General features: G+C 68.7%; 26 protein-coding genes and 1 tRNA gene. 10 read left to right on the forward strand and 17 right to left on the reverse strand.

The features are described 5' to 3' along the window. The first annotated feature begins 189 nt into the window (after window positions 1–189). Entirely contained in the window at window positions 190–384 is a 195-nt protein-coding gene (locus V9K99_RS02665; protein WP_337007577.1) for a hypothetical protein, read from the forward strand. Continuing rightward, a complete protein-coding gene (locus V9K99_RS02670; protein WP_337007578.1) occupies window positions 381–695 on the forward strand; it encodes a hypothetical protein in 315 nt (104 codons plus the stop codon). The genes V9K99_RS02665 and V9K99_RS02670 overlap by 4 nt, the downstream gene beginning before the upstream one ends. Before the next feature lie 244 nt (window positions 696–939). Here V9K99_RS02670 and V9K99_RS02675 read toward each other — a convergent pair whose 3' ends face one another. From V9K99_RS02675 to V9K99_RS02685, 3 genes are all read right to left on the reverse strand, one after another. Further along, window positions 940–1692 carry a hypothetical protein gene (locus tag V9K99_RS02675; RefSeq protein WP_337007579.1) on the reverse strand — a complete coding sequence of 251 codons (753 nt, stop codon included), beginning with the start codon at window positions 1690–1692 and terminating at the stop codon, window positions 940–942. A gap of 630 nt (window positions 1693–2322) precedes the next feature. Next, complete coding sequence (locus V9K99_RS02680; protein WP_337007580.1) at window positions 2323–3066, reverse strand: methyltransferase domain-containing protein; 744 nt, start codon at window positions 3064–3066, stop codon at window positions 2323–2325. 250 nt (window positions 3067–3316) lie between these two features. Then, entirely contained in the window at window positions 3317–3610 is a 294-nt protein-coding gene (locus V9K99_RS02685; protein WP_337007581.1) for a hypothetical protein, read from the reverse strand. A gap of 244 nt (window positions 3611–3854) precedes the next feature. Here V9K99_RS02685 and V9K99_RS02690 point away from each other — a divergent pair, with 244 nt between their 5' ends. Further along, window positions 3855–4673 carry an aminoglycoside phosphotransferase family protein gene (locus V9K99_RS02690; RefSeq protein ID WP_337007712.1) on the forward strand — a complete coding sequence of 273 codons (819 nt, stop codon included), beginning with the start codon at window positions 3855–3857 and terminating at the stop codon, window positions 4671–4673. On the opposite strand, the gene V9K99_RS02695 is transcribed toward V9K99_RS02690, so the two are convergent. Further along, window positions 4662–5177 (reverse strand): hypothetical protein, encoded by a 516-nt coding sequence (locus V9K99_RS02695; protein WP_337007582.1) that lies wholly within the window; start codon window positions 5175–5177, stop codon window positions 4662–4664. The two genes, V9K99_RS02690 and V9K99_RS02695, sit on opposite strands and share 12 nt — an antisense overlap. A 67-nt stretch (window positions 5178–5244) precedes the next feature. Beyond that, window positions 5245–5601, reverse strand: a complete 357-nt coding sequence (locus V9K99_RS02700) for a nuclear transport factor 2 family protein (RefSeq protein ID WP_337007583.1) — start codon at window positions 5599–5601, stop codon at window positions 5245–5247. Between the two features lie 115 nt (window positions 5602–5716). Between V9K99_RS02700 and V9K99_RS02705 the strand changes: the two genes are divergently transcribed. Further along, window positions 5717–6511 carry a helix-turn-helix domain-containing protein gene (locus V9K99_RS02705; RefSeq protein WP_337007584.1) on the forward strand — a complete coding sequence of 265 codons (795 nt, stop codon included), beginning with the start codon at window positions 5717–5719 and terminating at the stop codon, window positions 6509–6511. After that, window positions 6508–7011 (forward strand): DinB family protein, encoded by a 504-nt coding sequence (locus V9K99_RS02710; RefSeq protein WP_337007585.1) that lies wholly within the window; start codon window positions 6508–6510, stop codon window positions 7009–7011. Before V9K99_RS02705 ends, V9K99_RS02710 begins: the two co-directional genes overlap by 4 nt. A gap of 40 nt (window positions 7012–7051) precedes the next feature. Here the strand turns inward: V9K99_RS02710 and V9K99_RS02715 are convergent, their stop codons facing one another. After that, entirely contained in the window at window positions 7052–8035 is a 984-nt protein-coding gene (locus tag V9K99_RS02715) for a hypothetical protein (RefSeq protein ID WP_337007586.1), read from the reverse strand. After that, complete coding sequence (locus tag V9K99_RS02720) at window positions 8035–8550, reverse strand: SigE family RNA polymerase sigma factor (RefSeq protein WP_337007587.1); 516 nt, start codon at window positions 8548–8550, stop codon at window positions 8035–8037. The genes V9K99_RS02715 and V9K99_RS02720 overlap by 1 nt, the downstream gene beginning before the upstream one ends. 166 nt (window positions 8551–8716) lie before the next feature. On the opposite strand from V9K99_RS02720, the gene V9K99_RS02725 reads away from it, so the two are divergent. Beyond that, a complete protein-coding gene (locus tag V9K99_RS02725) occupies window positions 8717–9916 on the forward strand; it encodes a hypothetical protein (protein WP_337007588.1) in 1200 nt (399 codons plus the stop codon). 88 nt (window positions 9917–10004) lie between these two features. On the opposite strand, the gene V9K99_RS02730 is transcribed toward V9K99_RS02725, so the two are convergent. After that, window positions 10005–10523: a hypothetical protein gene (locus tag V9K99_RS02730; RefSeq protein WP_337007589.1), complete on the reverse strand. Its 519-nt coding sequence runs from the start codon at window positions 10521–10523 to the stop codon at window positions 10005–10007. Between the two features lie 73 nt (window positions 10524–10596). Further along, on the reverse strand, window positions 10597–11991 hold the full coding sequence (locus V9K99_RS02735; RefSeq protein WP_337007590.1) for a GGDEF domain-containing protein: 1395 nt from the start codon (window positions 11989–11991) through the stop codon (window positions 10597–10599). A 277-nt stretch (window positions 11992–12268) separates the two neighbouring features. Between V9K99_RS02735 and V9K99_RS02740 the strand changes: the two genes are divergently transcribed. Then, entirely contained in the window at window positions 12269–13138 is an 870-nt protein-coding gene (locus tag V9K99_RS02740) for a DUF4097 family beta strand repeat-containing protein (protein WP_337007591.1), read from the forward strand. 41 nt (window positions 13139–13179) lie between these two features. Here the strand turns inward: V9K99_RS02740 and V9K99_RS02745 are convergent, their stop codons facing one another. Both V9K99_RS02745 and V9K99_RS02750 read right to left on the reverse strand, forming a co-directional pair. After that, window positions 13180–14727 carry a helicase HerA-like domain-containing protein gene (locus tag V9K99_RS02745; RefSeq protein WP_337007592.1) on the reverse strand — a complete coding sequence of 516 codons (1548 nt, stop codon included), beginning with the start codon at window positions 14725–14727 and terminating at the stop codon, window positions 13180–13182. Window positions 14728–14829: 102 nt separating this feature from the next. Continuing rightward, window positions 14830–15534 (reverse strand): L,D-transpeptidase family protein, encoded by a 705-nt coding sequence (locus V9K99_RS02750; RefSeq protein ID WP_337007593.1) that lies wholly within the window; start codon window positions 15532–15534, stop codon window positions 14830–14832. Between the two features lie 159 nt (window positions 15535–15693). Between V9K99_RS02750 and V9K99_RS02755 the strand changes: the two genes are divergently transcribed. Both V9K99_RS02755 and V9K99_RS02760 read left to right on the forward strand, forming a co-directional pair. Next, complete coding sequence (locus tag V9K99_RS02755; RefSeq protein WP_132149481.1) at window positions 15694–15987, forward strand: type II toxin-antitoxin system VapB family antitoxin; 294 nt, start codon at window positions 15694–15696, stop codon at window positions 15985–15987. 32 nt (window positions 15988–16019) lie between these two features. Next, window positions 16020–16583: a LytR C-terminal domain-containing protein gene (locus V9K99_RS02760; RefSeq protein WP_337007594.1), complete on the forward strand. Its 564-nt coding sequence runs from the start codon at window positions 16020–16022 to the stop codon at window positions 16581–16583. A gap of 50 nt (window positions 16584–16633) precedes the next feature. On the opposite strand, the gene V9K99_RS02765 is transcribed toward V9K99_RS02760, so the two are convergent. From V9K99_RS02765 to V9K99_RS02785, 5 genes are all read right to left on the reverse strand, one after another. After that, window positions 16634–18145 (reverse strand): potassium/proton antiporter, encoded by a 1512-nt coding sequence (locus V9K99_RS02765; protein WP_337007595.1) that lies wholly within the window; start codon window positions 18143–18145, stop codon window positions 16634–16636. A gap of 96 nt (window positions 18146–18241) precedes the next feature. Continuing rightward, a tRNA-Ser gene (locus V9K99_RS02770) sits at window positions 18242–18332 on the reverse strand. Window positions 18333–18345: 13 nt separating this feature from the next. Next, the gene (locus V9K99_RS02775) at window positions 18346–18774 is read right to left on the reverse strand and encodes a nucleoside deaminase (protein WP_337007713.1); all 429 of its coding nucleotides are present in this window, start codon (window positions 18772–18774) and stop codon (window positions 18346–18348) included. Window positions 18775–18805: 31 nt separating this feature from the next. Next, the gene (locus V9K99_RS02780) at window positions 18806–19303 is read right to left on the reverse strand and encodes a tRNA adenosine deaminase-associated protein (protein ID WP_337007596.1); all 498 of its coding nucleotides are present in this window, start codon (window positions 19301–19303) and stop codon (window positions 18806–18808) included. A gap of 74 nt (window positions 19304–19377) precedes the next feature. Continuing rightward, complete coding sequence (locus V9K99_RS02785) at window positions 19378–19539, reverse strand: hypothetical protein (RefSeq protein ID WP_337007597.1); 162 nt, start codon at window positions 19537–19539, stop codon at window positions 19378–19380. 104 nt (window positions 19540–19643) lie between these two features. Here V9K99_RS02785 and upp point away from each other — a divergent pair, with 104 nt between their 5' ends. Beyond that, window positions 19644–20285 carry a uracil phosphoribosyltransferase gene (gene upp / locus V9K99_RS02790; protein WP_337007598.1) on the forward strand — a complete coding sequence of 214 codons (642 nt, stop codon included), beginning with the start codon at window positions 19644–19646 and terminating at the stop codon, window positions 20283–20285. Here the strand turns inward: upp and V9K99_RS02795 are convergent, their stop codons facing one another. Next, window positions 20286–21095 carry an SGNH/GDSL hydrolase family protein gene (locus tag V9K99_RS02795; protein ID WP_337007599.1) on the reverse strand — a complete coding sequence of 270 codons (810 nt, stop codon included), beginning with the start codon at window positions 21093–21095 and terminating at the stop codon, window positions 20286–20288. Between the last annotated feature and the right edge of the window lie 35 nt (window positions 21096–21130).

Genomic DNA, 21130 nt, shown 5'->3' on the forward strand with positions numbered 1-21130 from the left:
TCAACCGGTCCAGGCCGGTCTGCCACAACCGCTCTGACCAGCGGATTCGCAGGGTTTCCCTACTCTGCGTCAAGGCTCTGTAAAGGTCCCTTCGGAACTGTTCCGGAGGGACCTTCGGGTGTTGTGTTCTTTTCTCAGCACCGGACAAAGCCGTCCGGGGCACCGACCGAGACTGCTGAAGGACCGCTGATGACCGAGACGCTCGAATCCCCCGCCTCGCACCGCCGCGTGCGAGTCTGGTTCGGCGCTCACCCGATCGCGGACCACACCGCCACAGCGGACCAGGCAGCGCAGTACGAGGAAGCCATGCGGCGGCGGTTCGCCTCCCTCCGGGTGACGAGCGAGCCGGTGCTGGTGGACAGCGCGGCGGAGCCGGGACGATGACGACCCGGCCCACGCTGCTCGGATATGTACGGGCCGACGCGCTGAGCTGCGCGGAGGAGCTGGCCGCGGCGACGAATTCCCTCGCCGCCTTCGCCAGTGCCGAGGGATTCACCCTCGGCACCGTGTACACCGAGCGCGACGCGGCCGAGTCCGCGGCCTTCCACGCACTGCTCGAGGAGGTGAAGCGGACCGATGTCCGCGCCGTCGTCGTACCGACGATGAACCACCTCGGCTCGGTCGGCACCCCGGCAGCGATGCGGCAGCACCTCGAGTTCCACCAGGCACATGTCTGGGCGGTCGACACGAGATAACTCCACACAGGCAAGCGGAGCTGACGTCTTGACCCCTGCATCGGCGTCGGTTCCGCTCTCCACCTCCACAGCTGCACCGGGGATGCCCGGGCGGTAGTGGACCACCAAGGCCCCACCGGCTGCTACCGGTGGGGCCTTGTCGTTGTGGGCGCGGACCGCCAGGCCATCACAACCAGCACACCGCGGCGGCCCGGACGCTCACGCGCCGACGGCGACCGCGATTGTGATGGCCTGGCGGTCCGTCTCAGGCGACGATCTTGTAGCCGTAGCGCTTCATCACCGTGGCGACGGAGTTGTTGAAGACGCCGGTCACCTCGAGCTTGAAGTGCTGCTGCACCTTCCGGATCACCCGCTGGAAGTGCAGGTGCCACGGCACACCCTTCGGCGGGACCGTCTCCGCCTTCGTGATCGCGCCGACCCGCGGGTGCGCCGCCCAGGCGATCACCCGGGCCCGGTCCGCACCCCACGCCCCGGTCATCGCGTCGTGGGTGCGGGCGTGCTCCATCGCACCGAGCGAGATGGTCGAGTCGGGCGCCGGCTGCGCCGGCGGGTGCGCCTTGAGGTACAGCTCCCAGGTCATCCCGTAAAACCCGGCCGGGCCGTCGTCCTTGCCCCGGTTGGCCAGCCCGTTGCGCTTACGGCGGTACTCCGCGACCTGATGCGCCGCGCCCCGGGACAGATCCTTGTCCCCGATCGCGATCGCGTGCACGTGGTACGGCCAGTTGCCCTGCGCCGGTGTCCGCAGCCAGGCCGCGAACCCGACCTGCCGCATCGCCGTCACCACTGCCCGGCGCTGCGCCGGGCTCTTTGACGCGACGTCGATGTCGACCGCCCCGCCACCGTCATGGGTGCCGGCCGACGCGGTCACGCCACCCTTGTTGTACGACCCCTGCAGCAGGGCGAACTTCGATTTGTAGAGCTTCTCCGCGGCCTCGATCATCGCCACCGTCCGCTTGTTCAGCTGCTTGTCCCGCCAGACGACCCTGCTCTCAGGCATCTGCTTCCCCGTCGAGAGCGGCGGTCACGATCAGGTCCGCGTCCTCCGCGGCTCCGAGCGCCTCCAGCTCGTCCAGGTCGTCGTCAGTCAACTCGTCGAACAGATTCGACATCCTCGGTCCTTCCCCCGGGTGCTGTCCCGCGGCCTCCCCCGGCGCACGGAATCGCCGTCCAGCGTAGGTGTGCGAGGGGTCGCAGTCCACGGCCGTTCGGGCACCGAAGCCTCGATCCGTGGATCCTGGCAGCAGCGAGCAGGTGCTCGGCGGAGTGCAGCGCAAGGCGGAGGGCGAGGCTCGGAGTGGGTTCTCCGTGCCTCGTCCTCCAACGCCGCGATGTGCCCGCCGAGTGCCGCGCAGCGCGGCAGGATCACGGATCGAGGCTTTAGGTTTGAGGAACGTCAAGATCGCGGGGAATTCCGCGTGCCGGTAGGTGTGATCGGGTGCTGGATGGGGTACCAGTAGGTGGTCCCGCGGTTCGGTCAGTGCCATTCGGGCATGGGTGGTGTTCACCGAGCCGCGAGTTCTCCCACTGAGGGGCGGGAGAACGACCGGCCCCGGCGGGCGTATCCCAGGATGCGCCCGCCGAGCTCGGACTCCTCCCGCTTACCGACGGTTCTCCCGGTGACTGACGGTCAGAGCGCCGAAGCGACGAACAGATACCGGTTGAGGCTGAAGAAGTAGTGGCTGCCGAGTGCGCGCAGATCATCCGCCCACGCCTGCGCCTCCTCCTCGGTGACGCCGGCCCGACCAGGCACGAACCCGGAGATGATGTCGATCAGGCCGGCGCTCAGCATGTGCACGTCGTACCCGGCGTTCAGCATCGGCACCACCTGCAGATGGGTGAGCGTGAAACCGGTCTTCTCCAGTACGTCGCCCAGTCGCCGGGGCAGATGCGGATCGGCCAGATGCTCCTCGAACGCGGTCAGCACCCGCTGCATCCGCGCGTCGTCACTCGACCGCCACACCACCGAATCCCAGTCCGTGTCCAGCAGTACGACGCGACCCGCCGGCCGCAACACCCGTCGTACCTCGTCCAGCGCGGCGGCCACGTCGTCGACGTATTCGAAGACCTGGGTCGAGACGACCACGTCGAAGCTCTCCGCCGGATGCGGGATGTTCGTCGCGGACCCCAGCTCGAGCTCGATCCCCGGCCCGCCCGGAACGTCGGCCCGGGTACGGGCGATCGCCAGCATGCTCTCGCTCACGTCGATCCCGCAGATCCGCCCGCCCGGTCCCACCTCGGGCGCCATCTCCGCCGCCAGCAACCCCGGCCCGACGCCCACATCCAGCACCCGATCCCCCGGCCGCAACGCCAACGCCGCCCGAACCACCCGCCGCTGCTCCACCACATCCGGCGCCGTGTAAACAGCCTCCACCTGCCGCGAAATCCCACTATCAAACTGCAGCCCATCTCCACCCATGCGCACATCATGGTCCGCTGCCACCCGCGCGGGGAGACTCCACGGGCTGCGACTTTCGTGCCGGACGGGCCCGGTCTAACGAACTTCAATCTCTGGCTGAGCCCTGCGATCCCGAGAACTGCCAAGGGCACCAGCCTGCGGAAGTGAACCCGGCAGCCGGCCGGACGACCGGTGAGCCGGGTCTCGCATCTCTGGACACCGTGGGCTAGCGGATGCCGACCTCTGCCACCGCGAACCTCCGTGCCCGCTCCCGCCAGACACCTTTGGCGGCCCAGCACCAGGCGACCGCGTCGGCGATCCAGAGCAGACACTCCTCATGCGCCCGTAGATGGTCGTACTCGAGGTCGGCTCCGAGGGCTTTGTGGGCAGCGAACAGCCAGCGGCGGTCATGTTCGACCAGAGACTTGTCCTGCTCGATGATCAGCTTCCGGGCGCCGATCTCGACAAGATCCGCGAAGAGGTGCTCAAGGCATGCCTTGCGCGCCGCCAACTCACGCACCCGCTCAGGCCCCACATACACCCGTGCTGTCACACCGGTGCGGGCGATTGCGTTCGAGGAATGGTGCCGACGGACAGGAGGTAGTGGGGCCGAGTGGCCTTCCGGAAGGCGGTTGCGCCTGGGGTGCGCGGACAGCCTGCACGACCTCCTGTCCTTCGGCACCCAACACCCAAATGAGAAGCGTCAGCGACCGGGTGCGGACTACCTTGGCCGGATGATCGAAGTGCCTGCGGGGTTTTTGGCTATGCCGCGGTGGTGGCGGGAGGGGGCGGAGTGGTTGGACGGGTTGCCTCGGGCGGTGGAGCGGCAGTGTGAGGTCTGGGGTTTGCGGGTCAGTGGCGACGTTGCTTATGGGTCCAATGCGATTGTGGTGCCGGTTGGGGAGGAGCTCGTGTTGCGGATGAATCCGCCGGGGGCTGAGGTTGGGGAGCAGGTGCGGGCGCTGCGGTGGTGGGACGGGCGGGGGATGGTGTTGCTGTACGACGCCGACCTCGACGCCGGGGCGATGTTGCTGGAGCGGTTGTCGACGCCGTTGACGACCAGGCCGGTGGACGAGGCGGTCGCCGTACTCGGGCAACTGATGCGACGGTTGGCGGTGCCGGCGCCGGAGGACGCGCTGTCGACCGCAGACATCGCGGCCAAACGGTCGGCGGAGTTGGAGCGCGAGTGGGAACGGCTCGACCGTCCGTTCGACGTTGGCATCCTGCGGGAGGCGCTCGACGTCGCGTCGGCGTTGACCGAGACCACGTCAGACGTCGCGGTTAACGGCGACCTGCACTCCGACCAGGTGCTCGCGGGGACGCGCGAGACCTGGCTGACAGTTGATCCAGTGTTGCTGCGCGGCGACATCGAGTACGACCTCGGCCGGGTGCTCTGGACCCGGCTCGACGAGATGACCGACATCGTGCCGCACTTCGACTTCGCCGTACGCGAAGCCGGTCTGGACCGGGATCGTGCCCGCGACTGGGTCATCTTCCGCACCGTCGACTACTGGCTCTGGGGCCTCTCGGTCGGCCTCACCGAAGACCCCGTCCGCTGCGCCCGCCTCGTGTCAGCACTGTGACTGCGGGAGCTTCCCTTCCAGCAGGTACGACGTGATGTGTAGATGAGGATCGGCGGTACGCCGTCCACCGGGGTCGACTGCCACGGATTGCTCGTCGGAGTCGTAGCTCGAGGCGTCGTTCATTCGCCGGGTGATCGGGGAGCCGTCGACCAGCGGTACGGCGTACGACGCCTCACCACCGGCTGCGAGGTCGACCGAGGCGCGCTCGCGCAGCGACAGGATCGACTTCCAATCAGTCAACCAGGCCCTGGACGGCAGATCACCGTCCAGGCGCTGGTCACCGACCTTGTGGACCGCATCGACGAAGTCCCAGATCGCCTCGTTCTGCCGCCGGATGGCGGCCACCCGGATCGCAACCGCGGCGTCGTGCGGTACGACGGCCGCCCGTACCTCGTCCGTCATCGTCGTACACGCGGCCGAGATCGCGTCCTCGACCACCGGGTCGTCGATGAAGTCGGCGCGGTCGTGGTTCAGGTACATCCACAGACCGATCCCGGATCCCACCAGGAATCCCCGCCGACCAGATCAGGATCTGGATCCCCGGCCGCTGCACGCGGATGAGCGTAACGGCTCAGTGCGCTGGGGCGAAGTCGTGGAAGCCGATGATCTGCTGGATGCGGCCGTCGGCGGTGAGCAGGACGATGTCGGTGCCGCCGGCCACCGGTTCCTGACCGTCCGCCTTCAGGTGCCAGGTCCAGCGGAGGTAGGTGTGGTGCTCGTCGATGTCTCCGGTGCGGACGAAGGAGAGGCCGGGGAACATCTGCTGGGCGCTGCCGACCAGCTTGTTCAGGTCGTCGTGGCCGGTGACCTCGAAGCTCGGGTCGACGAAGGTCGCGTCCGCGGCCCAGCTCGCCTCGATCAGCGCGGCCCGGCGGTCGGCGTCGGCCTCGTTCCACATCGCGAAGTACTGGTCTGCCAGAGCGGTCATGGTGTCCTCCTGAATCGGATTGTTCGGATGACCAGAACCCTGCCGCCAAGCGCGGCCTCCGGTCGATGACGTCGGAGGTAATGGCGACGACCACCCCAGCGGTTACGGTCGGACCATGGCAGCGACGATCGAGGAGACGTTCCAGCGCCCGGTGGGTGAGCTCTTGCGCGGCTGGCGGGAGCGCCGCCGGCTGAGTCAGCTCGAGCTGGCGAACCGGGTCGAGGTGTCGACGCGCCACGTGAGCTTCGTGGAGACCGGTCGCTCGAAGCCCAGTCGCGAAATGGTCCTCCGGTTGGCCGAGCATCTCGACGTACCGCTGCGGGACCGCAACCAGCTACTCCTGGCCGGCGGCTACGCGCCGATCTACAGCGAGGCGTCGCTGCACTCGCCGTCGATGCTCGCGATCCGTACGACGCTCCGCCGGTTGCTGAAGGCCCATGAGCCGTACCCGGCGCTCGTGGTCGACCGCTGGTGGAACATCGTCGAGTCCAACGCCGGCATCCAGATCTTCACCGCCGACGTGGACGAAAAGTTGCTCAGAGCACCGATCAACGCCCTCCGGCTCACCCTGCACCCGGACGGCCTCGCGCGCCGCCTCACCAATTTGGCCGAGGTCCGCGCCTCCGCACTGGCCAGCCTGCAACGCCAGGTCAGCGGCACAGCCGACCCCGAACTCCAGGACCTGTACGACGAACTCCGCGAGTACGCCGCCGACGACAAGCCCGTCCACCCGGGCCCGGCCGAGGTCGTCGTACCGATGAATCTCCGTCATCAGGGACACGACCTGTCGCTGCTCACCACGATCGCGGCGTTCGGCACGCCCCTGGACGTCACCGTCTCGGAGCTGATGATCGAATCGTTCTATCCGGCCGACGAGCCGACCGCCGAATATCTTCGAGGACTGACATGAGCGAGCCCCCGATCGACGAGGGCGACACGATCGAGCTGCATCTCGGCTACCTGGATCACTACCGCAATGTGATCGAGACCAAGCTGACTGGGCTCAGCGAGGCCGAGTTGAGGTCGAGCCGGTTGCCGTCCGGATGGTCGCCGCTGGAGCTGCTGAAGCACCTGGTGTTCATGGAACGGCGCTGGCTCCGCTGGGGTTTCGCCGGCGAGCAGGTGGACGAGCCGTGGGGTGATTCCGGTGCGGACCCGGACGGCCGCTGGTCGGTCGGGGCCGACGAGACGTTGGCCGGGCTGATCACCCGGCTACACGAAGGTGGCGAGATCACCCGGCGTCTGGTGACCGGAGTGGATCCCGCCACCCGTGCTGCGACCGGCGGCCGATTCGGCGAGGAACGGCCGACGGTGAACTGGATTCTTTTTCATGTGTTGCAGGAGTACGCGCGGCACGCCGGCCATCTGGACATCGTCCGCGAACTCGCAGATGGGGCCACCGGCGAGTAGGGACTCGCATTCGCCTACTCGCCGGTGACCTGAGAGGCCCCTACCGGCTTGAGGAGGGGGGGCCGGTGGGGAACGTGGTGGGGAAGCTCGGGGTTTCCGTGGGGAAGGTCGGCTTCGCGGTGGGGAAGGTCGGCTTGGTCGTCGGGACAGAGGCCGACGGCTGCTTGCCCGGGTCGATGGTGATCTTGACTCCACCTGAGACCGTCACCGTCGGAGCGGCCGGCTTCGGCACGGACGGCTTGGTCGTCGGCAGCGACGGCTTGCCCGGCAGCGTCGGCTTCGGCGCCGGCGCGGACGGCTTCTCGGTCGGCACGCCGTGCACGCAGTCGGGCAGGGTCGGCGTCGCGACGGGCTTCCCCGGCAGCGACGGCTTGGCCGTCGGGAGCGAGGGCTTCTGGCTCGGGACCGGCACCGACGGCAGGGTCGGCTTGGTCGTCGGCAGCGTCGGCTTGGCCGGCAGCGAGGGCTTGCCGGTCGGGAGCGACGGCGTCGGCAGCGAAGGCTTACCCGTCGGGAAGGTCGGCTTGGGCGGCAGCGACGGCGTACCCGTCGGAAGTGACGGCTTGGTCGTCGGCAGCGTCGGCTTGGCCGGCAGCGACGGCTTGCCGGTCGGCAACGACGGCGTCGGCAGCGAAGGCTTCGCGCTCGGCACGGTCGGCTTGGCCGGCAGCGACGGCTGCTCGTTCGGGTCGATCGTCTTGTGCACCGACACAGTTGCCTTCGGCAACGTCGGCTTGGTGGGCAGGCAGGTCGGGTCGACCGAGGGCTTCGGCGTGTCCGCCGGAACCATCGCCGGTACCGGCGGCTTGCTGTTGCCGGCCAGCAGGTTCTTCACGTCCACCGGACCGCCGACCGCGGCGGACACCGTCGCAACGGTTCCGGCCAACGCGGTGACGCCCGCCGCGGCCAGTCCACGGCGGAGCCAGGTCAGCCGCTTGCCGCGACGCATCAGGTCGGTCGCGTTCGGCTGCCAGGGCTCCAGGTCGTACTCGAGAGCGCTGCGTACCCGCTGCTCGTCACTCATCAGTGTCCTCCAACTCCGGAATCGATCAGGTCGGGTGCCAGACGCAGCTTGGCCAGCGCGCGGGATGCCGTGCTCTTCACGGTCCCGTTCGCCATGCCCAGCAGCTCGGCGGTCTCGGCCTCGGAGAGATCCTGCGAGTAGCGCAGCGCGACCACGGCTCTCTCCCGCACGGTCAGACCGGCGAGAGCCGAGAGCACGGCCTCCCTGGTCTGGACCTCGCCGGCGAAGTCCGCCACCGCTCGCTGGTCCCAGTCGTTGCTCACCGGGTCGCTGGGAACCTCGTTGTTCCAGCGCCGGCGGGTCTGGGAGAGGAACCGGTTGACGAGGACCCGGCGTACGTAGCGCATCGGGTCACCGTCCAGCCGGTGCCATTTCGGATAGGACCGCATCAACGCCTGCTGCACCAGGTCCTCGGCAGTGTGCCGATCGCCGCACAGCATCTCCGCGAAGCGGAGCAAGGGGGTCGACTGCGCCAACACGAAGTGCTCGAAGTCGGCGTCCGCGGTCCGGGTCATCGAATCTCCTCTGCCTCTGTCACACCGGTCCAAACCCGCTGGGTGATCGATCCGGTTCTGTCCGTACACCAACTCCTTCGAAGAAATTTATTCACGGGCTATACACGAGCCCTGTTCATTTGTCACATTGGGTGAATCACCTTCACCGCCCCGGAGGTAACCGCCCATGCGTATCACCCGACCTGCCCAGCTCACAGCCTGTTTGGCCGCGACGCTGGCGATCTTCACCACCACCTTGCAAAGCAACGCCGCACCGACCGATCCGGTCACGGTTGCGGCCCAGCCAGTCGCCGGATCCAGCAACGTCAAGGTCGAGGGCAGCCGGATCATCCTCGGCGACGCCCCGGCCGCGATCGGCTCCACCGAGATCAAGCAGCGCTCCGGCCTGGCCGAACTCGTCCCGGTCCGCTTCGACTCCGCCACCTCGGCCGTCGTCGTGGGCTACACCGTCGGTACGCCGGACGGTTCGTCGGCGTCTGTCGACGTACGGGCCTGGGTGAAGGACAAGTGGACCGAGTGGACTCCCGCCAAGTCCGGTACGCCGACCGCCCTGCCCGGCGCGAGTGACCAGGTCCAGCTCCGGATCATCGTCAGCGCGCCACCGACAGGCGGCAGCCCGTGGGTCGGCGACGTGACGGTTCTGCCGACCGACAAGGTGGACCCGAGCCGGATGAGCGTCCAGGCCGCGCCGCTGAAGTCCCGGGTCTTCGCCACCCGCGAAGGCCTGGTCGGAGGTACGACGGCCAACGGCCACGTCATCGTGAACCGCGACCACTTCGTCGCCCTGCCGTCTCGCCGGGGACTGTCCAGCCAAGGCTCCGGCACCTACTCGGTCAAGGTGTGCACCGCCTCCCGGTGCGCGTTCGAGCCGGTGTGGGACGTCGGCCCGTGGAACACCAAGGACGACTACTGGAACCCGAGCGCCATCCGCGAGATGTGGAAGGACCTGCCGCAGGGCAAGCCCGAGGCGCAGGCGGCGTACCAGGACGGCTACAACGGCGGTAAGGACCAGTTCGGCCGGACCGTGGCCAACCCGGCCGGGATCGACCTCGCGGACGGGACGTTCTGGGACGCGCTCGCGCTGACGAACAACGCGTGGGTCGACGTGACCTACCTGTGGACCGGCGACGGCGGCCGCGGCACGGTGTCGATCTCGTCCGGCTACCTGAACGTGCGGAACGCGGCCAGTTCCTCGGGTGCGGTCGTCGGCATGGCGGGCAAGTCCGCGCAGGTGACGGTCGAGTGCCAGACGACCGGGCAGAGCGTCACCGGCTCGCAGGGCACGAGCAACATCTGGCTCCGCGTCCACCCCGGCATGTACGTCGCGAAGGCGTGGGTCTCGGCCGGCACCTTCGGCGCCTGCTGAACGCCCAGGCCATCACAATCCCGCCCGACGCTCAGGTCCCCGCGGAGGGATCGCGTACGGCGGCGATTGTGATGGCCTGGCGGTTCGGTCAGCAGCCGTGGCTGATCTGGGCGCAGGTGTCCTGGCCCCAGGTGAGCAGGAAGCTCCGCGTCGGCTGGCCGTTCGCGAGGTACAGCGCGACCTGGATCTGGGCGCCCTGCGGGGAGCCCTCCTTCCACGGCGTCGCGGTCTGGTGCTGCATCACCCAGTAGTTCCCCGTGATGACGGCTTTCGTCGTCTGCCCGTCGGGGAACGTGTAGGCGATGCTCGCGACACCTGACGGCAGCTGACCGGCGGCCCAGTAGTACTCGTACTGCTTCCCCTTGACCGAGATCAGGTTGTTCGCGACCGCGACCGCGAACGCCTCGGCGTCATCGGGAGCGGGCTTGGCGATGGCGGCCGGTCGGCGGATCGAGCCCCGCAGGTACGCATTCTCCAGCGCCGTCTGGACCAGATCCTCCGCGAGTTCGGCGTCGCCGCAGAGCATCCGCGCGAAGTGCACCAATCGCGCGGACCTGGCCAGCACAAACGCGGTGAAGTCGTCGTCACGACTCCCCGGACCCGCCATACCCACTCCGTCCCGAAGCCCTACCTCACAGGACGCCGTACTGCCCCGAAAGGTTCTGCCCCGGCGTTGAGTGTCAGGAGCGGTCGGTGGGGGCAGCCGCGCCGGTGGTCACCGGGCGGTCGGCTGCTGCGTCGCGGTTGGGACGGTCAGAGTGGGGAGTCGGGCGGTCGATCGGTGCGGCTGGTTGGGGGATTAGTCGGGGTGGCGGGAGTACGTCGGCGGCCAGGCGGACTCGGTTGCGGCCAGCGGCCTTGGCCGCGTACATGGCCCGGTCGGCGCGGAGCAGGAGGTCGTCGACGCTGATGCCATCGGCGGGATAGACGGAGACGCCAATGGAGACGGTGAGGTGGAAGGTGTCCGGATCGAGGTCCGGGTCGTCCAGGACGCCCGCGCACATCGCGGCGAGCGGACTCGCGGCGACCGCGTTGCGGAGCCGGTCCGCGGTCACGGTCGCGTCGTCGAGGCCGGTGTCGGGCAGTGCGATGACGAACTCCTCGCCGCCGAACCGGCCGATCACGTCCTTCGCCCGGATCGCGCTGCGCAGGATGGTCGCGACTGCGCGCAGCGCCTCATCGCCGACTAGGTGCCCGTGCCGGTCGTTGACCTGCTTGAAGTGGTCGATGTCGATCAGCAGCACCGCCATCGGCTCGTTCTGGTTCCGCGCGGCCCGCAGCATCTCCTCGGTCCGTCGCCGCCACCAGTCGACCCTCGTCAGGCTCGTCTTCGGATCGGTCTGCACCTCGGACTCCAGCTGGGTGAGCAGCAGCGCCCGTTGCGCGGTCAGCGTGATCGGAATCGCCACGAACGCGAACCACGGGCTCACCAGACAGGCCGCCGCGAGCAGGCAGCCGAGGGTCGCGGCCGTCGCGTCGGTGCACAGATCGTCCCTCCCGCCGAACGCCTCGCGCCAACTGCTGCCGGGAAGGATCAGCGAGATCGCCAAGCCGCACAGCACGGTGTCGGTCGCGACGTACGCCGTCGCCGCCGCGACCATCGAGACGACCAGGCCTAGCCCGTCGTGTCCGGTCAGGCCGCTGATTGCCACGAACGCGGTGTGCGCGGCGCCGACCGCGAGCACGTGCACCGCGGTCGAGAACGCCCACCGGTACGGGATGCACTTGCCGGCCCGGATCCGCCACCAGATCCGGAGCAGTACGGCGACCAGGATCGCCAGCGCGGGGTGGAGCACCACGGCGGCCGCGATCATCCAGGCCGGCGCGAGATCCTTGTGCAACGCGCCGCCCCGCCGTCGCCGGTTCTCCACCCGGCGGGCACCCTCGACCGAGATCAATGCGGAGACGGTCAGCGCGAAGACCACGTCGACACCGCGCCAGCTCGGCAACTCGGTGAAGGCCTGTACGGCGTACCCGATGGCGGCGAGGTCGACGAGCACGACAGCAGCGAACGCCGGGACCGTCAGGGTCCACAGCGCCCAAAACCGTATCGCTCGCCTACTCTGCGCAACCATCGCCTCCACCGTACGACGAGTAAGCGTCTCGTCCCAATCCGCGACGGCGCGCTGTGGATGACGATGCTGGAAACGATGGTCATTCGTTGAGAATTCAGTCGTTTGATCAAGAATCACACGCTGGAATCCCTTCCACCACAGGTGAAAGTGAACGGCGGGTGCCGACAGTCGACGGGCGCGTGAACTCTGCCACGAACCAGGCCGGACAACCGAGAGCTGAGCTCCAGGTTCCCGAGACTGTGCATCGGTGTACTGGAGACCCCAGGAGGAATCAGTAGTGGAACGCGTAGTGACGGCCGGCGCCGAGGGGCGGATCATCATCGACGCCGAACTGTCCCGGCTGGCGGGTGCGATCGAGCTCAACGCCGACAAGGACTGCCAGCGGGCGGAGCTGGTCATCTCGACCGACGAGGAGGCCGGGCCGGCCGCCGACGCGGTCGGCAACGCCGTCGTCGAATGGCGCGACGGCCGGTTGTCGGTCACTGTCTCGGGCAGCGAGGCCGCCGGCGGCCCGGTGACGATCACCGGAACCGTCCCACCGGGCTGCACGCTCGAGGCCGCGACCACCAGCGCGGCGATCACCACCGACGGAGTGACCGAGGTCGACGCCCGGACGGAGTCGGGCAACGTCACGGTGAACAACGCGGAGCACTTGCGGGCACGGCTCAAGGGCGGCGACCTCACCGTCGGCGAGGCGACCACGGTCGACGCTCGGCTCAAGGGCTCCGGTGACCTCACCATCGGCCATGCCAGACACATCGACGCACGCACCGAGGCCGGCGCCATTTCGGTCGAGCGCAGCGACGGCGACACCTGGGTCAGCACTCAGGGCGGCGCGATCGACATCAAGAACTTCGAATACGGCACGGTCGTCGCCGGCACCAAGAACGACGGCGCGATCACCGTCAACGCCACAGGTGGCGGCTCGATCCAGGCCGACACCGAGGTCGGCGCGATCGCCGTCAACGCAGACACACCCGAGACGGCCGCGGCTCTCCGGGTCACTGCCACAAGCCGGAACCCGAACCAGGTGAACGTGCCCGGGGAGAGTGTCCGCAGCAGCCCCGAGCTCCCGGCAACGTCGGGCGCCGGCCGCTCCCTCGATGGTCGCCAAGCACCGTCCCGCGGCACCGACCTGACTCGCTGACCTGCCTTTCCCCCGGAGTACGACGTACTCCGGGGGAGATCTCAGCGGCGGCGGCGGGCGGCGCCGAAGAGGCCGCGGACGATTTCTCGGCCGGCTGAGCGGGCGAACTGTTTGAAGGCGGACGAGCCGATCACCTGCTCGACCATCGACTTGTCCTGCTTCTGCGCCCGCGGCTTCGGCTCCGGGGCCGGCCTGCCCTGCTCCTCGGCCTGGCGTTCGGCCTCGGCCTGCTCGGCGCCGGCCTGGACCTTGGCGGCGAGCTTCTCGTACGCCGACTCGCGGTCGATCACCTCGGTGTACTTGGCGTTGTTCGGCGATGCCTGCACCGACGCGGTCAACTGCTCGGCCGACGCCGGCGCCATCAGCGACAGCGGCGCCCGCAGCCGGGTCCACGCGACCGGAGTCGGTGCACCCTTCTCGTTCATCACCGTGACGACCGCCTCGCCGATGCCGAGCTGGGTCAGCACTTCCTCCAGGTCGTACGACGAACTCGGGAAGGTCGACACCGTCGCCTTCAGCGCCTTCGCGTCGTTCGGCGTGTGTGCCCGGAGCTGGTGCTGCACTCGCGAACCGAGCTGCGCGAGCACCTCGTCGGGCACGTCCTTCGGCGTCTGGGTGACGAAGAAGACGCCGACACCCTTCGACCGGATCAACCGGACGGTCTGCGCGATCGAGTCCAGGAACGCCTTCGACGCGTCGTCGAAGAGCAAGTGCGCCTCGTCGAAGAAGAACACCAGCTTCGGCTTGTCCACGTCGCCGACCTCGGGCAGGTCGTGGAACAGGTCGGCCAGCAGCCACATCAGGAAGGTTGAGAACAGCGCCGGCCGGTCCTGCAGGTTCGGCAACTCGAGCAGGGAGATGACACCCTTGCCGTCGCGCTCCTGCATCAGGTCCGCGGTGTCGAACTCGGTCTCGCCGAAGAACGCCTCGGCGCCCTGGTCGGCGAACCCGATCAGCGACCGCAGGATCACCCCGGCGGTCGCGGCGGACAGCCCGCCGAGCTCCTTCAGGTCGGCCTTGCCCTCGTCGCTGGTCAGATGCGTGATGACCGCGCGCAGGTCCTTCAGGTCGAGCAGAGTCAGCCCCTGCTTGTCGGCGTAGTGGAAGATCAGGCCGAGCGAGGACTCCTGGACGTCGTTGAGCCCGAGCACCTTCGACAACAGCACCGGACCGAACGACGTGATGGTCGCCCGGATCGGGATGCCGGTGCCCTGGCCGCCGAGCGCGTAGAACTCGGTCGGGAAACCGGTCGCGGTCCACTCCTGGCCGATCGTCTTGGTCCGGGCCAGCAGCTTCTCGCTCTCCTGCCCCGGCTGCGAGATCCCGGACAGGTCGCCCTTGATGTCGGCGGCGAACACCGAGACACCGGCGGCGGACAGCTGCTCGGCCATCAACTGCAGCGTCTTCGTCTTGCCGGTACCGGTCGCACCGGCGACCAGGCCGTGCCGGTTCACCATCGACAACGGGATCCGGACCGCCGCCTCCGGTTTCGGCTCGTCCCCGGCCAGCAGCGCGCCGAGCTCGATCGCGGCCCCTTCGAACGCGTAGCCCTGCTTGACGGTCTCCACGACGTCGGCTGTCTCGGCCATGTCAGCGTGCCTTTCCCCGGTTTGACGAAGTACCCGCTGCGCATGCTAGTGCCCCGGGGCGTGGTTGCGAGCGTTATCCACACACCGGGGCACTGCCGGAGGTCAGCGCATCACGACGACCCGGGTCGGGCTCGCGGCGAAGGTCCAGATGGTCGCCGCCATCGATCGGGAGACCCGGATGCAGCCGTGCGACGCGCGGTAGTTCGTCCCGAGCAGCCAATCCGGGTGGATCTGCGTCCCGGTCGACTTGTACGTCGGGATCTGGTGGAACCCGATGCCGCACGGCGCGAACCGGACGAAGTAGTTCAGGTACAGCCGTCCGCCGTCGGTGTTCCGCAGGATCCGGGCGGCCCGGCCGCACTTGGATCCGCTGGTGTAGGTCCCGGCCCGCAGGTACGTCGGGTTGTCGATGATCCCGCCCTGCCGGACGACCTTGCCCCGGGCATCGATCAGCCATACCCAGTTCTGGGTCTGGCTGATGACGATCCGCCGGCCGGTCCCGGACCGTCCCGGCACCGCCCGGACGTCGCAGCGTTTCGCCGTACTGGCCATCAACCGCGAGTACGTCGTACTGCTCAGGGAACCGGTCTGACTGAGCGCGTTGGCCGACTGGAACCGGACCGTGGCGGCCTGGGTCATCGCGCCGATCTTGCCGTCGACCGGGCCGGCCGTGCAGCCGAGCGTGTTCAGCCGGCTCTGGGCGGCCTTCGCCTGGGTCACGGTCAACGCGTCGGCCGGTAGCGCCGTACCGGCGGCGACGAGCGTGATCGATGCGGCCGCAAGACCGAGTTTGGAAAGAATTCGCATGCGGTTTACCCCCCTTAGTCGTGGGCACCTGAAGTGCCCACCCCACTCCCTAACCCGTGTGACGCTGATCGTGCCCAAAAGGTTGAATCTCCACTCCGGCCTATTCCGGTGACATTCACGACCTCTCACAAGACCTGTGTCCCCGCTAGACTTTGCGGGGTGATCTTCAAGCGCGTCGGGGAGGAACGGCCATACCCGGACCACGGGCTCAAGCCGAAGGACTGGTCGTCGCTGCCGCCACGGCAGGTGCGGCTGGACGAGCTCGTCACGACCAAGGGCACTCTCGACCTCAACGCGCTGCTCGACGAGGACTCCACCTTCTACGGCGACCTGTTCGCGCATGTCGTCGAGTGGAAGGGTGAGATGTTCCTCGAGGACGGTCTGCACCGCGCCCTGCGTGCCGCGCTGCAGCAGCGTTCGGTTCTACACGCCCGGGTACTGGTCGTGGACTGACACAATGGCTGCTCACGGGGGAGGTTGAGCCGATGACCGCGATCCATCCGCAACCTAGGCCGCACTCGCGGATTCATTGGCGTACGCCGATCACGATGGTGATCCTGCTCGGATTGCTCGTCGGCGGCGCGTGGTGGGGCTGGAACTCACTGATCAACAGCAGCGCCGAGCCGACCTGTGTCGAGCAGAAGCTGCCGAACAACCGCCTGGTGCCCAAGCAGGTGGTGCTGAACGTCTACAACGGCGGCGCGAAGGCAGGCTCGGCGGCTCGGGTCGCCGAGGTGCTCGAGAAGCGCGGGTTCAACATCAACAAGGTCGCGAACGAGCCCAAGGGCGACAAGATCGACGTGGTGTCGGTCCGCGGTGCCACCGACAACGCGCCCGAGCTGCTGCTGGTGGCCGGCCAGCTGAACCAGAAGGCGCTCACCGTCGGCGACGGCCGCACCGACCACACCGTCGACCTGGTCATCGGCGCCGGCTTCGGCTCCCTCAAGCTCAAGGGCCTCCCGTCGGTCACCGTCCCGCCGGACTCGACCGTCTGCCTCCCGGTCATCCACACCCCGCAGCCGATCCCCTCGGGCCAGAACCCGAACTAGGTCAGGCTGGTAGTCCACGCCGTCGCGAGGGATTACCAGACACGGCCTGGTCAGCGGGGTTCGCGGCCGCGTTCGCCGAACCAGCCGGCCAGGCGGCCGGCCCGGGAGACGGCGCGGAGGCGGCGGATGGTCTGGTCGCGGACCGGGCTGGGGGCGACGACGAGGAGCGAGTCTCCGGCACGCAGGACGGTCCCCAGATCGGGGACGAAGGAGCGGTCGCCGCGGATGACCAGGGAGACCGAGACGCCGCCGGGCAGGCGGAGCTCGCCGATCTCCACCCCGGCCAGGCGGGACTCACTCGGTACGGACACCTGGAGCATGTCGGCGCCGAGCGACTCCAGCGGCGCCACGTCGATGTCCACCTCGTACGACGCGTTCTCGTCCAGCACCTTGAGCCGTTTGGCCAGCCACGGCAATGACGGGCCTTGGAGCAGCGTGAACAGGAAGACCAGCACGAAGACCACGTCGAAGATCCGGTCCGAGTGCGACACTCCCGCGGCCAGCGGGATGGTCGCCAGCACGATCGGGACGGCGCCGCGCAGCCCCGCCCAGGAGATGAACGCCTGCTCGTTCCACGGCAATCGGAACGGCAACGCCGACAGCGCGACCGCCGCGAACCGGCCGACCACCGTCACCGCGATCCCGATCACCAAGGCGACGATGACGTCGTCCCACCCGATCCGCCCGGGCGACGCCAGCAGCCCGAGCATCACGAACAGCCCGATCTGGGCCAGCCACGCGATCCCGTCGACGAACGACCGCGTCGCCATCCGGTGCGGCAACTCGGCCCGTCCGAGGACCAGCGACGTCACGTAGACCGCCGCGAACCCCGACACATGGAGCAGTACGGCGCCACCGGCGTACGAGATGATCGCCAGCGACAGGACCGCCAGCGGGTACAGACCGGCCGAGCCGAGCGCGACCCGGCGGATCAGGCCGACGCTGATCCACCCGATCAGGAAGCCGAACAGGGCACCGACCACCAGCTCGTAGAGCACCAACCCGCTGAAGTGCAGCAGACCCTTCTCGCCGACCTCCCCGGTGCTGACCAGAGTGACCAGCAGGACCGTCGGGGCGTCGTTCAGACCGGACTCGGCCTCCAGAGCACCCCGCAACCGCGGTCGGATCGGGACCCGGCGCAGTACGGAGAAGACGGCCGCCGCGTCAGTCGGTGAGGTGACGGCCCCGAGCAGTACGGCGGTTTGCCAGTCCAGCCCGAGCATGTAGTGCGCCACGCAGGCGACCACGCCCACGCTGACCGCGACGCCGAGAGTCGCCAGTACGACGCCCAGCGGCATCACCGGGCGTACTTCGTTCCACCGGGTGGTCAGACCACCCTCGGTCAGGATCACCACCAGCGCCGCGAACCCGAGCGCGTGAGCGAGCTGAGCGTCCTCGAACTGGATCCCGCCCGGCCCCGACTCGCCGAGCAGCAGCCCCATCAGCAGGTAGATGAGCAGCGACGGGAGCCCGAACCGCCCGGTCAGCCGGACCGCGACGATCGCGACCAGCAGCACGGCCGCCCCGGCCAGCAGAATCCGGTCCAGCTCCGCAACGTCCACGTGGGGCCCTCTCCCGCATCAGGTCCCGAGAGACGAAAACCCTGACGCATCACACAGCATCAGGGTCTTCGGTCGTACTCCGCCCCTGAGGGCGGTTGGCGGTGGCGGAGGGATTTGAACCCTCGGACGGGGGTTGCCCGTCACGCGCTTTCGAGGCGCGCTCCTTCGGCCGCTCGGACACGCCACCGCCGGAGAGGCTATCAAGGTCTGTGCCCGATGAAGAAATCGCGGAGCCGAGCACCCGCTTCGTCGGCCATCACACCGCCCACCACCTCGGGCCGATGATTGAGCCGGCGGTCCCGTACGACGTCCCACAGCGACCCCACCGCGCCCGCCTTCTCGTCGTACGCGGCGAAGATCAGCCGGTCCAGCCGGGACAGCACGATCGCCCCCGCGCACATCGTGCAGGGCTCCAGCGTGACCACCAGCGTGCAGCCGGTCAGCCGCCACTCCCCGACGTGCCGCGCGGCCTCCCGGATCGCCACCACCTCGGCGTGCGCGGTCGGGTCGCCGGTCGTCTCCCGCTCGTTGTGACCGCGGCCGATCACCTGGCCGTCGGCGTCCACCACGATCGCCCCGATCGGTACGTCGGGCAGCGCCTTCTCGCCTTCCGCCAGCGCGAGCGCCATCAGCCGCGCCCATTCCCGCTGGATCGCCGGGCTAACCAACGGCTTCGATCGCCTCGTGGAACTGGTTGCCGAACCCGAGCGACTCGGCGATCTCCTCGAGCATCTCCTCGGGATAGAGGTCGACGTCGTCGCACAGCGCGCCCAGATCCATCGCCGACATGCCGAGGTCGGCGATGATGCCGAGATCGCCGGCCGGCACCTGTTCGTCGTCGTCATCGGCCAGCGGGATGTCGAGTTCGTCGACCACCTGCCGGGCCAGCGGCCACTCGGTCGCCGCGGTGACGTCGGAGATCAGCAACCGGGCCCGGCCGCCGACCACCCGGAGCAGGATGAAGAAGTCCTCGTCGACCGAGATCATCCCCAGCACGCCGGCCTCACCCGGGTAGCGCCGGAGCGCGGACACCAGGGTGGACAGGTCCGGCTCACCGCGCAGCACCAGCGGTGTGACGGTCCAGACCCCGTCCTCGGTGTAAGCGGCGACCGCGAAGTCGAGATCGGTGGTCATCGGCCCAGCCGTGGCATCAGACACTGGCTCATCGTCGCAGACTCACGCCGGACACGGGAGGTTTTCCGGTTTCGACGCGATATCAGTACCACGAACGGTCAGTGATGGTACGTCGCTCTCCGCATCGCCTCACGCAGTTGCCGGACCTTGGCCCGGCGTGGCGCGATCCGGTCGCGGAGGGCGCGGGCCTCTTCCAGTTCGCGCAGAAAAGCAGCGCGCCGGCGGAGGCGGTCGAGCTGTTCGGGCGTCTTCTCCGTCATCGGCGTGCTCCCTGGGGGGCGAACAGGGCAGATCCGGTGCACATTCGAGTCTGACAGCGGGCGAGCTTTCGCGCCGCGAATCGCCGACGGTACCGTTCCGGCTTATGCAGATCCTCGTCGTGGACCACCCGCTCGTCGCTCACAAGCTCACCGCGCTGCGGGACGAGCGCACGGACTCGCCCACCTTCCGGCGGCTGACCGAGGAGCTCGTCACGCTGCTCGCCTACGAGGCGACCCGCGACGTCCGGACCGGTCCGGTCACCGTCCAGACCCCGGTCGCCGAGGCCCAGGGCATCAAGCTGACCGCACCGAAGCCGCTCGTCGTCCCGATCCTGCGGGCCGGTCTCGGCATGCTCGAGGGGATGAGCCGACTGCTGCCGACCGCCGAGGTCGGGTTCCTGGGCATGGTCCGGAACGAGGAGACGCTGACGGCGTCGACGTACGCCGAACGGCTGCCGGAGGACCTGTCCGGGCGCCAGTGCTACGTGCTCGACCCGATGCTGGCGACCGGCGGCACGCTGGCCGCGGCGATCCAGTTCCTGGTGGAACGCGGCGCCGACCACATCACCGCGATCTGCCTGCTCGCCGCGCCCGAGGGGGTCGAGCGGATCGAACGTGAGCTGGCCGAGCTCGCCGTACCCTGCAACCTCGTCATCGCGGGGATGGACTCGCACCTGAACGAGAAGGGCTACATCGTCCCCGGCCTCGGCGACGCCGGGGATCGCTTGTACGGCGTCGCCCAGTAGCTAGACGACGGCTTCGACCAGGTCGGCGAGGGCGGCGTAGCCCGCGTCGGATGGATGGGCGTCGCGGTCGCGGCACAGCAGGGTGTAGGTGCACAACGCCGCACCGCCGTCGGCATCGAAGACCGGCATCGGGTCGACGAACTCCGCGCGGGCCGTTTGTGCCGCAGCTGCCATCGCTTGGTTGAGTGCCGTGAAGATCGGTCCGGTGAGCTGGAACGCGCCGAGGTTGGCGTCGTACGCGCCGATCACCACCAGGTCCGCGTCCGGCGCCGCGCTCCGGAGCGCCTGCAGGGTGTTCTGCAGGTTGCCGGCGACACGCGCGATCGCCGCCGGTGCACCGTCGACGATGCACTGGACGTTCCCGTTGCAGGAAGCAACGAACTCGTTGGCGTCGTTACCCCACAACGACACCGTGACCAGGTCGACGCGACCTCGGTGTGCTTCGAGGAACTGCGTCGCGGCGTCCAGTTGCGGACCGTCGTACGGGTCGTGCAGGGGAAGTCCGGCCGCGCGCGAGGGGCATTGGCCAGCCACGAAGGTCACGGTCGACTCTCCGACGCAGCCGTAGTTGACGAGCTCCGGCAACCGTCCGCCGTGCTCGAGCCGGGACGCGAGCAGGTCGGCGTACCCGGTCTGGAATGCACTTGGCGGCTGTCCCAGCTTGGCGAACTGGAAGCCGTACGCCAGCGAATCCCCCAACGCGAGGTGGTACCGCTGCTCCGCCGCGGCCGCCGGCACCGCCCCGACCACCGCCATCAGCACCCCGGTCAACCCCGCGACCAGCGCCGCCGCCCACCGTGATCCAGCCATCGTTCCCCCTCGACAGTTGTCACCCAATAGTCGGG

Origin of the sequence: Kribbella sp. CCNWLW201 (genome assembly GCF_037203805.1) — a bacterium.
Lineage (GTDB): Bacteria > Actinomycetota > Actinomycetes > Propionibacteriales > Kribbellaceae > Kribbella.

Coding starts and splice junctions, on each gene's coding strand:
- V9K99_RS02730 (WP_337007589.1), bottom strand. CDS start 10,523: ATGGCGGGTCCGGGGAGTCGTGACGACGACTTCACCGCGTTTGTGCTG.
- V9K99_RS02795 (WP_337007599.1), bottom strand. CDS start 21,095: ATGGCTGGATCACGGTGGGCGGCGGCGCTGGTCGCGGGGTTGACCGGG.
- V9K99_RS02700 (WP_337007583.1), bottom strand. CDS start 5,601: ATGACCGCTCTGGCAGACCAGTACTTCGCGATGTGGAACGAGGCCGAC.
- V9K99_RS02715 (WP_337007586.1), bottom strand. CDS start 8,035: ATGAGTGACGAGCAGCGGGTACGCAGCGCTCTCGAGTACGACCTGGAG.
- V9K99_RS02745 (WP_337007592.1), bottom strand. CDS start 14,727: ATGGCCGAGACAGCCGACGTCGTGGAGACCGTCAAGCAGGGCTACGCG.
- V9K99_RS02710 (WP_337007585.1), top strand. CDS start 6,508: ATGAGCGAGCCCCCGATCGACGAGGGCGACACGATCGAGCTGCATCTC.
- V9K99_RS02690 (WP_337007712.1), top strand. CDS start 3,855: ATGCCGCGGTGGTGGCGGGAGGGGGCGGAGTGGTTGGACGGGTTGCCT.
- V9K99_RS02725 (WP_337007588.1), top strand. CDS start 8,717: ATGCGTATCACCCGACCTGCCCAGCTCACAGCCTGTTTGGCCGCGACG.
- V9K99_RS02735 (WP_337007590.1), bottom strand. CDS start 11,991: ATGGTTGCGCAGAGTAGGCGAGCGATACGGTTTTGGGCGCTGTGGACC.
- V9K99_RS02665 (WP_337007577.1), top strand. CDS start 190: ATGACCGAGACGCTCGAATCCCCCGCCTCGCACCGCCGCGTGCGAGTC.
- V9K99_RS02705 (WP_337007584.1), top strand. CDS start 5,717: ATGGCAGCGACGATCGAGGAGACGTTCCAGCGCCCGGTGGGTGAGCTC.
- upp (WP_337007598.1), top strand. CDS start 19,644: ATGCAGATCCTCGTCGTGGACCACCCGCTCGTCGCTCACAAGCTCACC.
- V9K99_RS02750 (WP_337007593.1), bottom strand. CDS start 15,534: ATGCGAATTCTTTCCAAACTCGGTCTTGCGGCCGCATCGATCACGCTC.
- V9K99_RS02775 (WP_337007713.1), bottom strand. CDS start 18,774: ATGGCGCTCGCGCTGGCGGAAGGCGAGAAGGCGCTGCCCGACGTACCG.
- V9K99_RS02760 (WP_337007594.1), top strand. CDS start 16,020: ATGACCGCGATCCATCCGCAACCTAGGCCGCACTCGCGGATTCATTGG.
- V9K99_RS02720 (WP_337007587.1), bottom strand. CDS start 8,550: ATGACCCGGACCGCGGACGCCGACTTCGAGCACTTCGTGTTGGCGCAG.
- V9K99_RS02785 (WP_337007597.1), bottom strand. CDS start 19,539: ATGACGGAGAAGACGCCCGAACAGCTCGACCGCCTCCGCCGGCGCGCT.
- V9K99_RS02670 (WP_337007578.1), top strand. CDS start 381: ATGACGACCCGGCCCACGCTGCTCGGATATGTACGGGCCGACGCGCTG.
- V9K99_RS02675 (WP_337007579.1), bottom strand. CDS start 1,692: ATGCCTGAGAGCAGGGTCGTCTGGCGGGACAAGCAGCTGAACAAGCGG.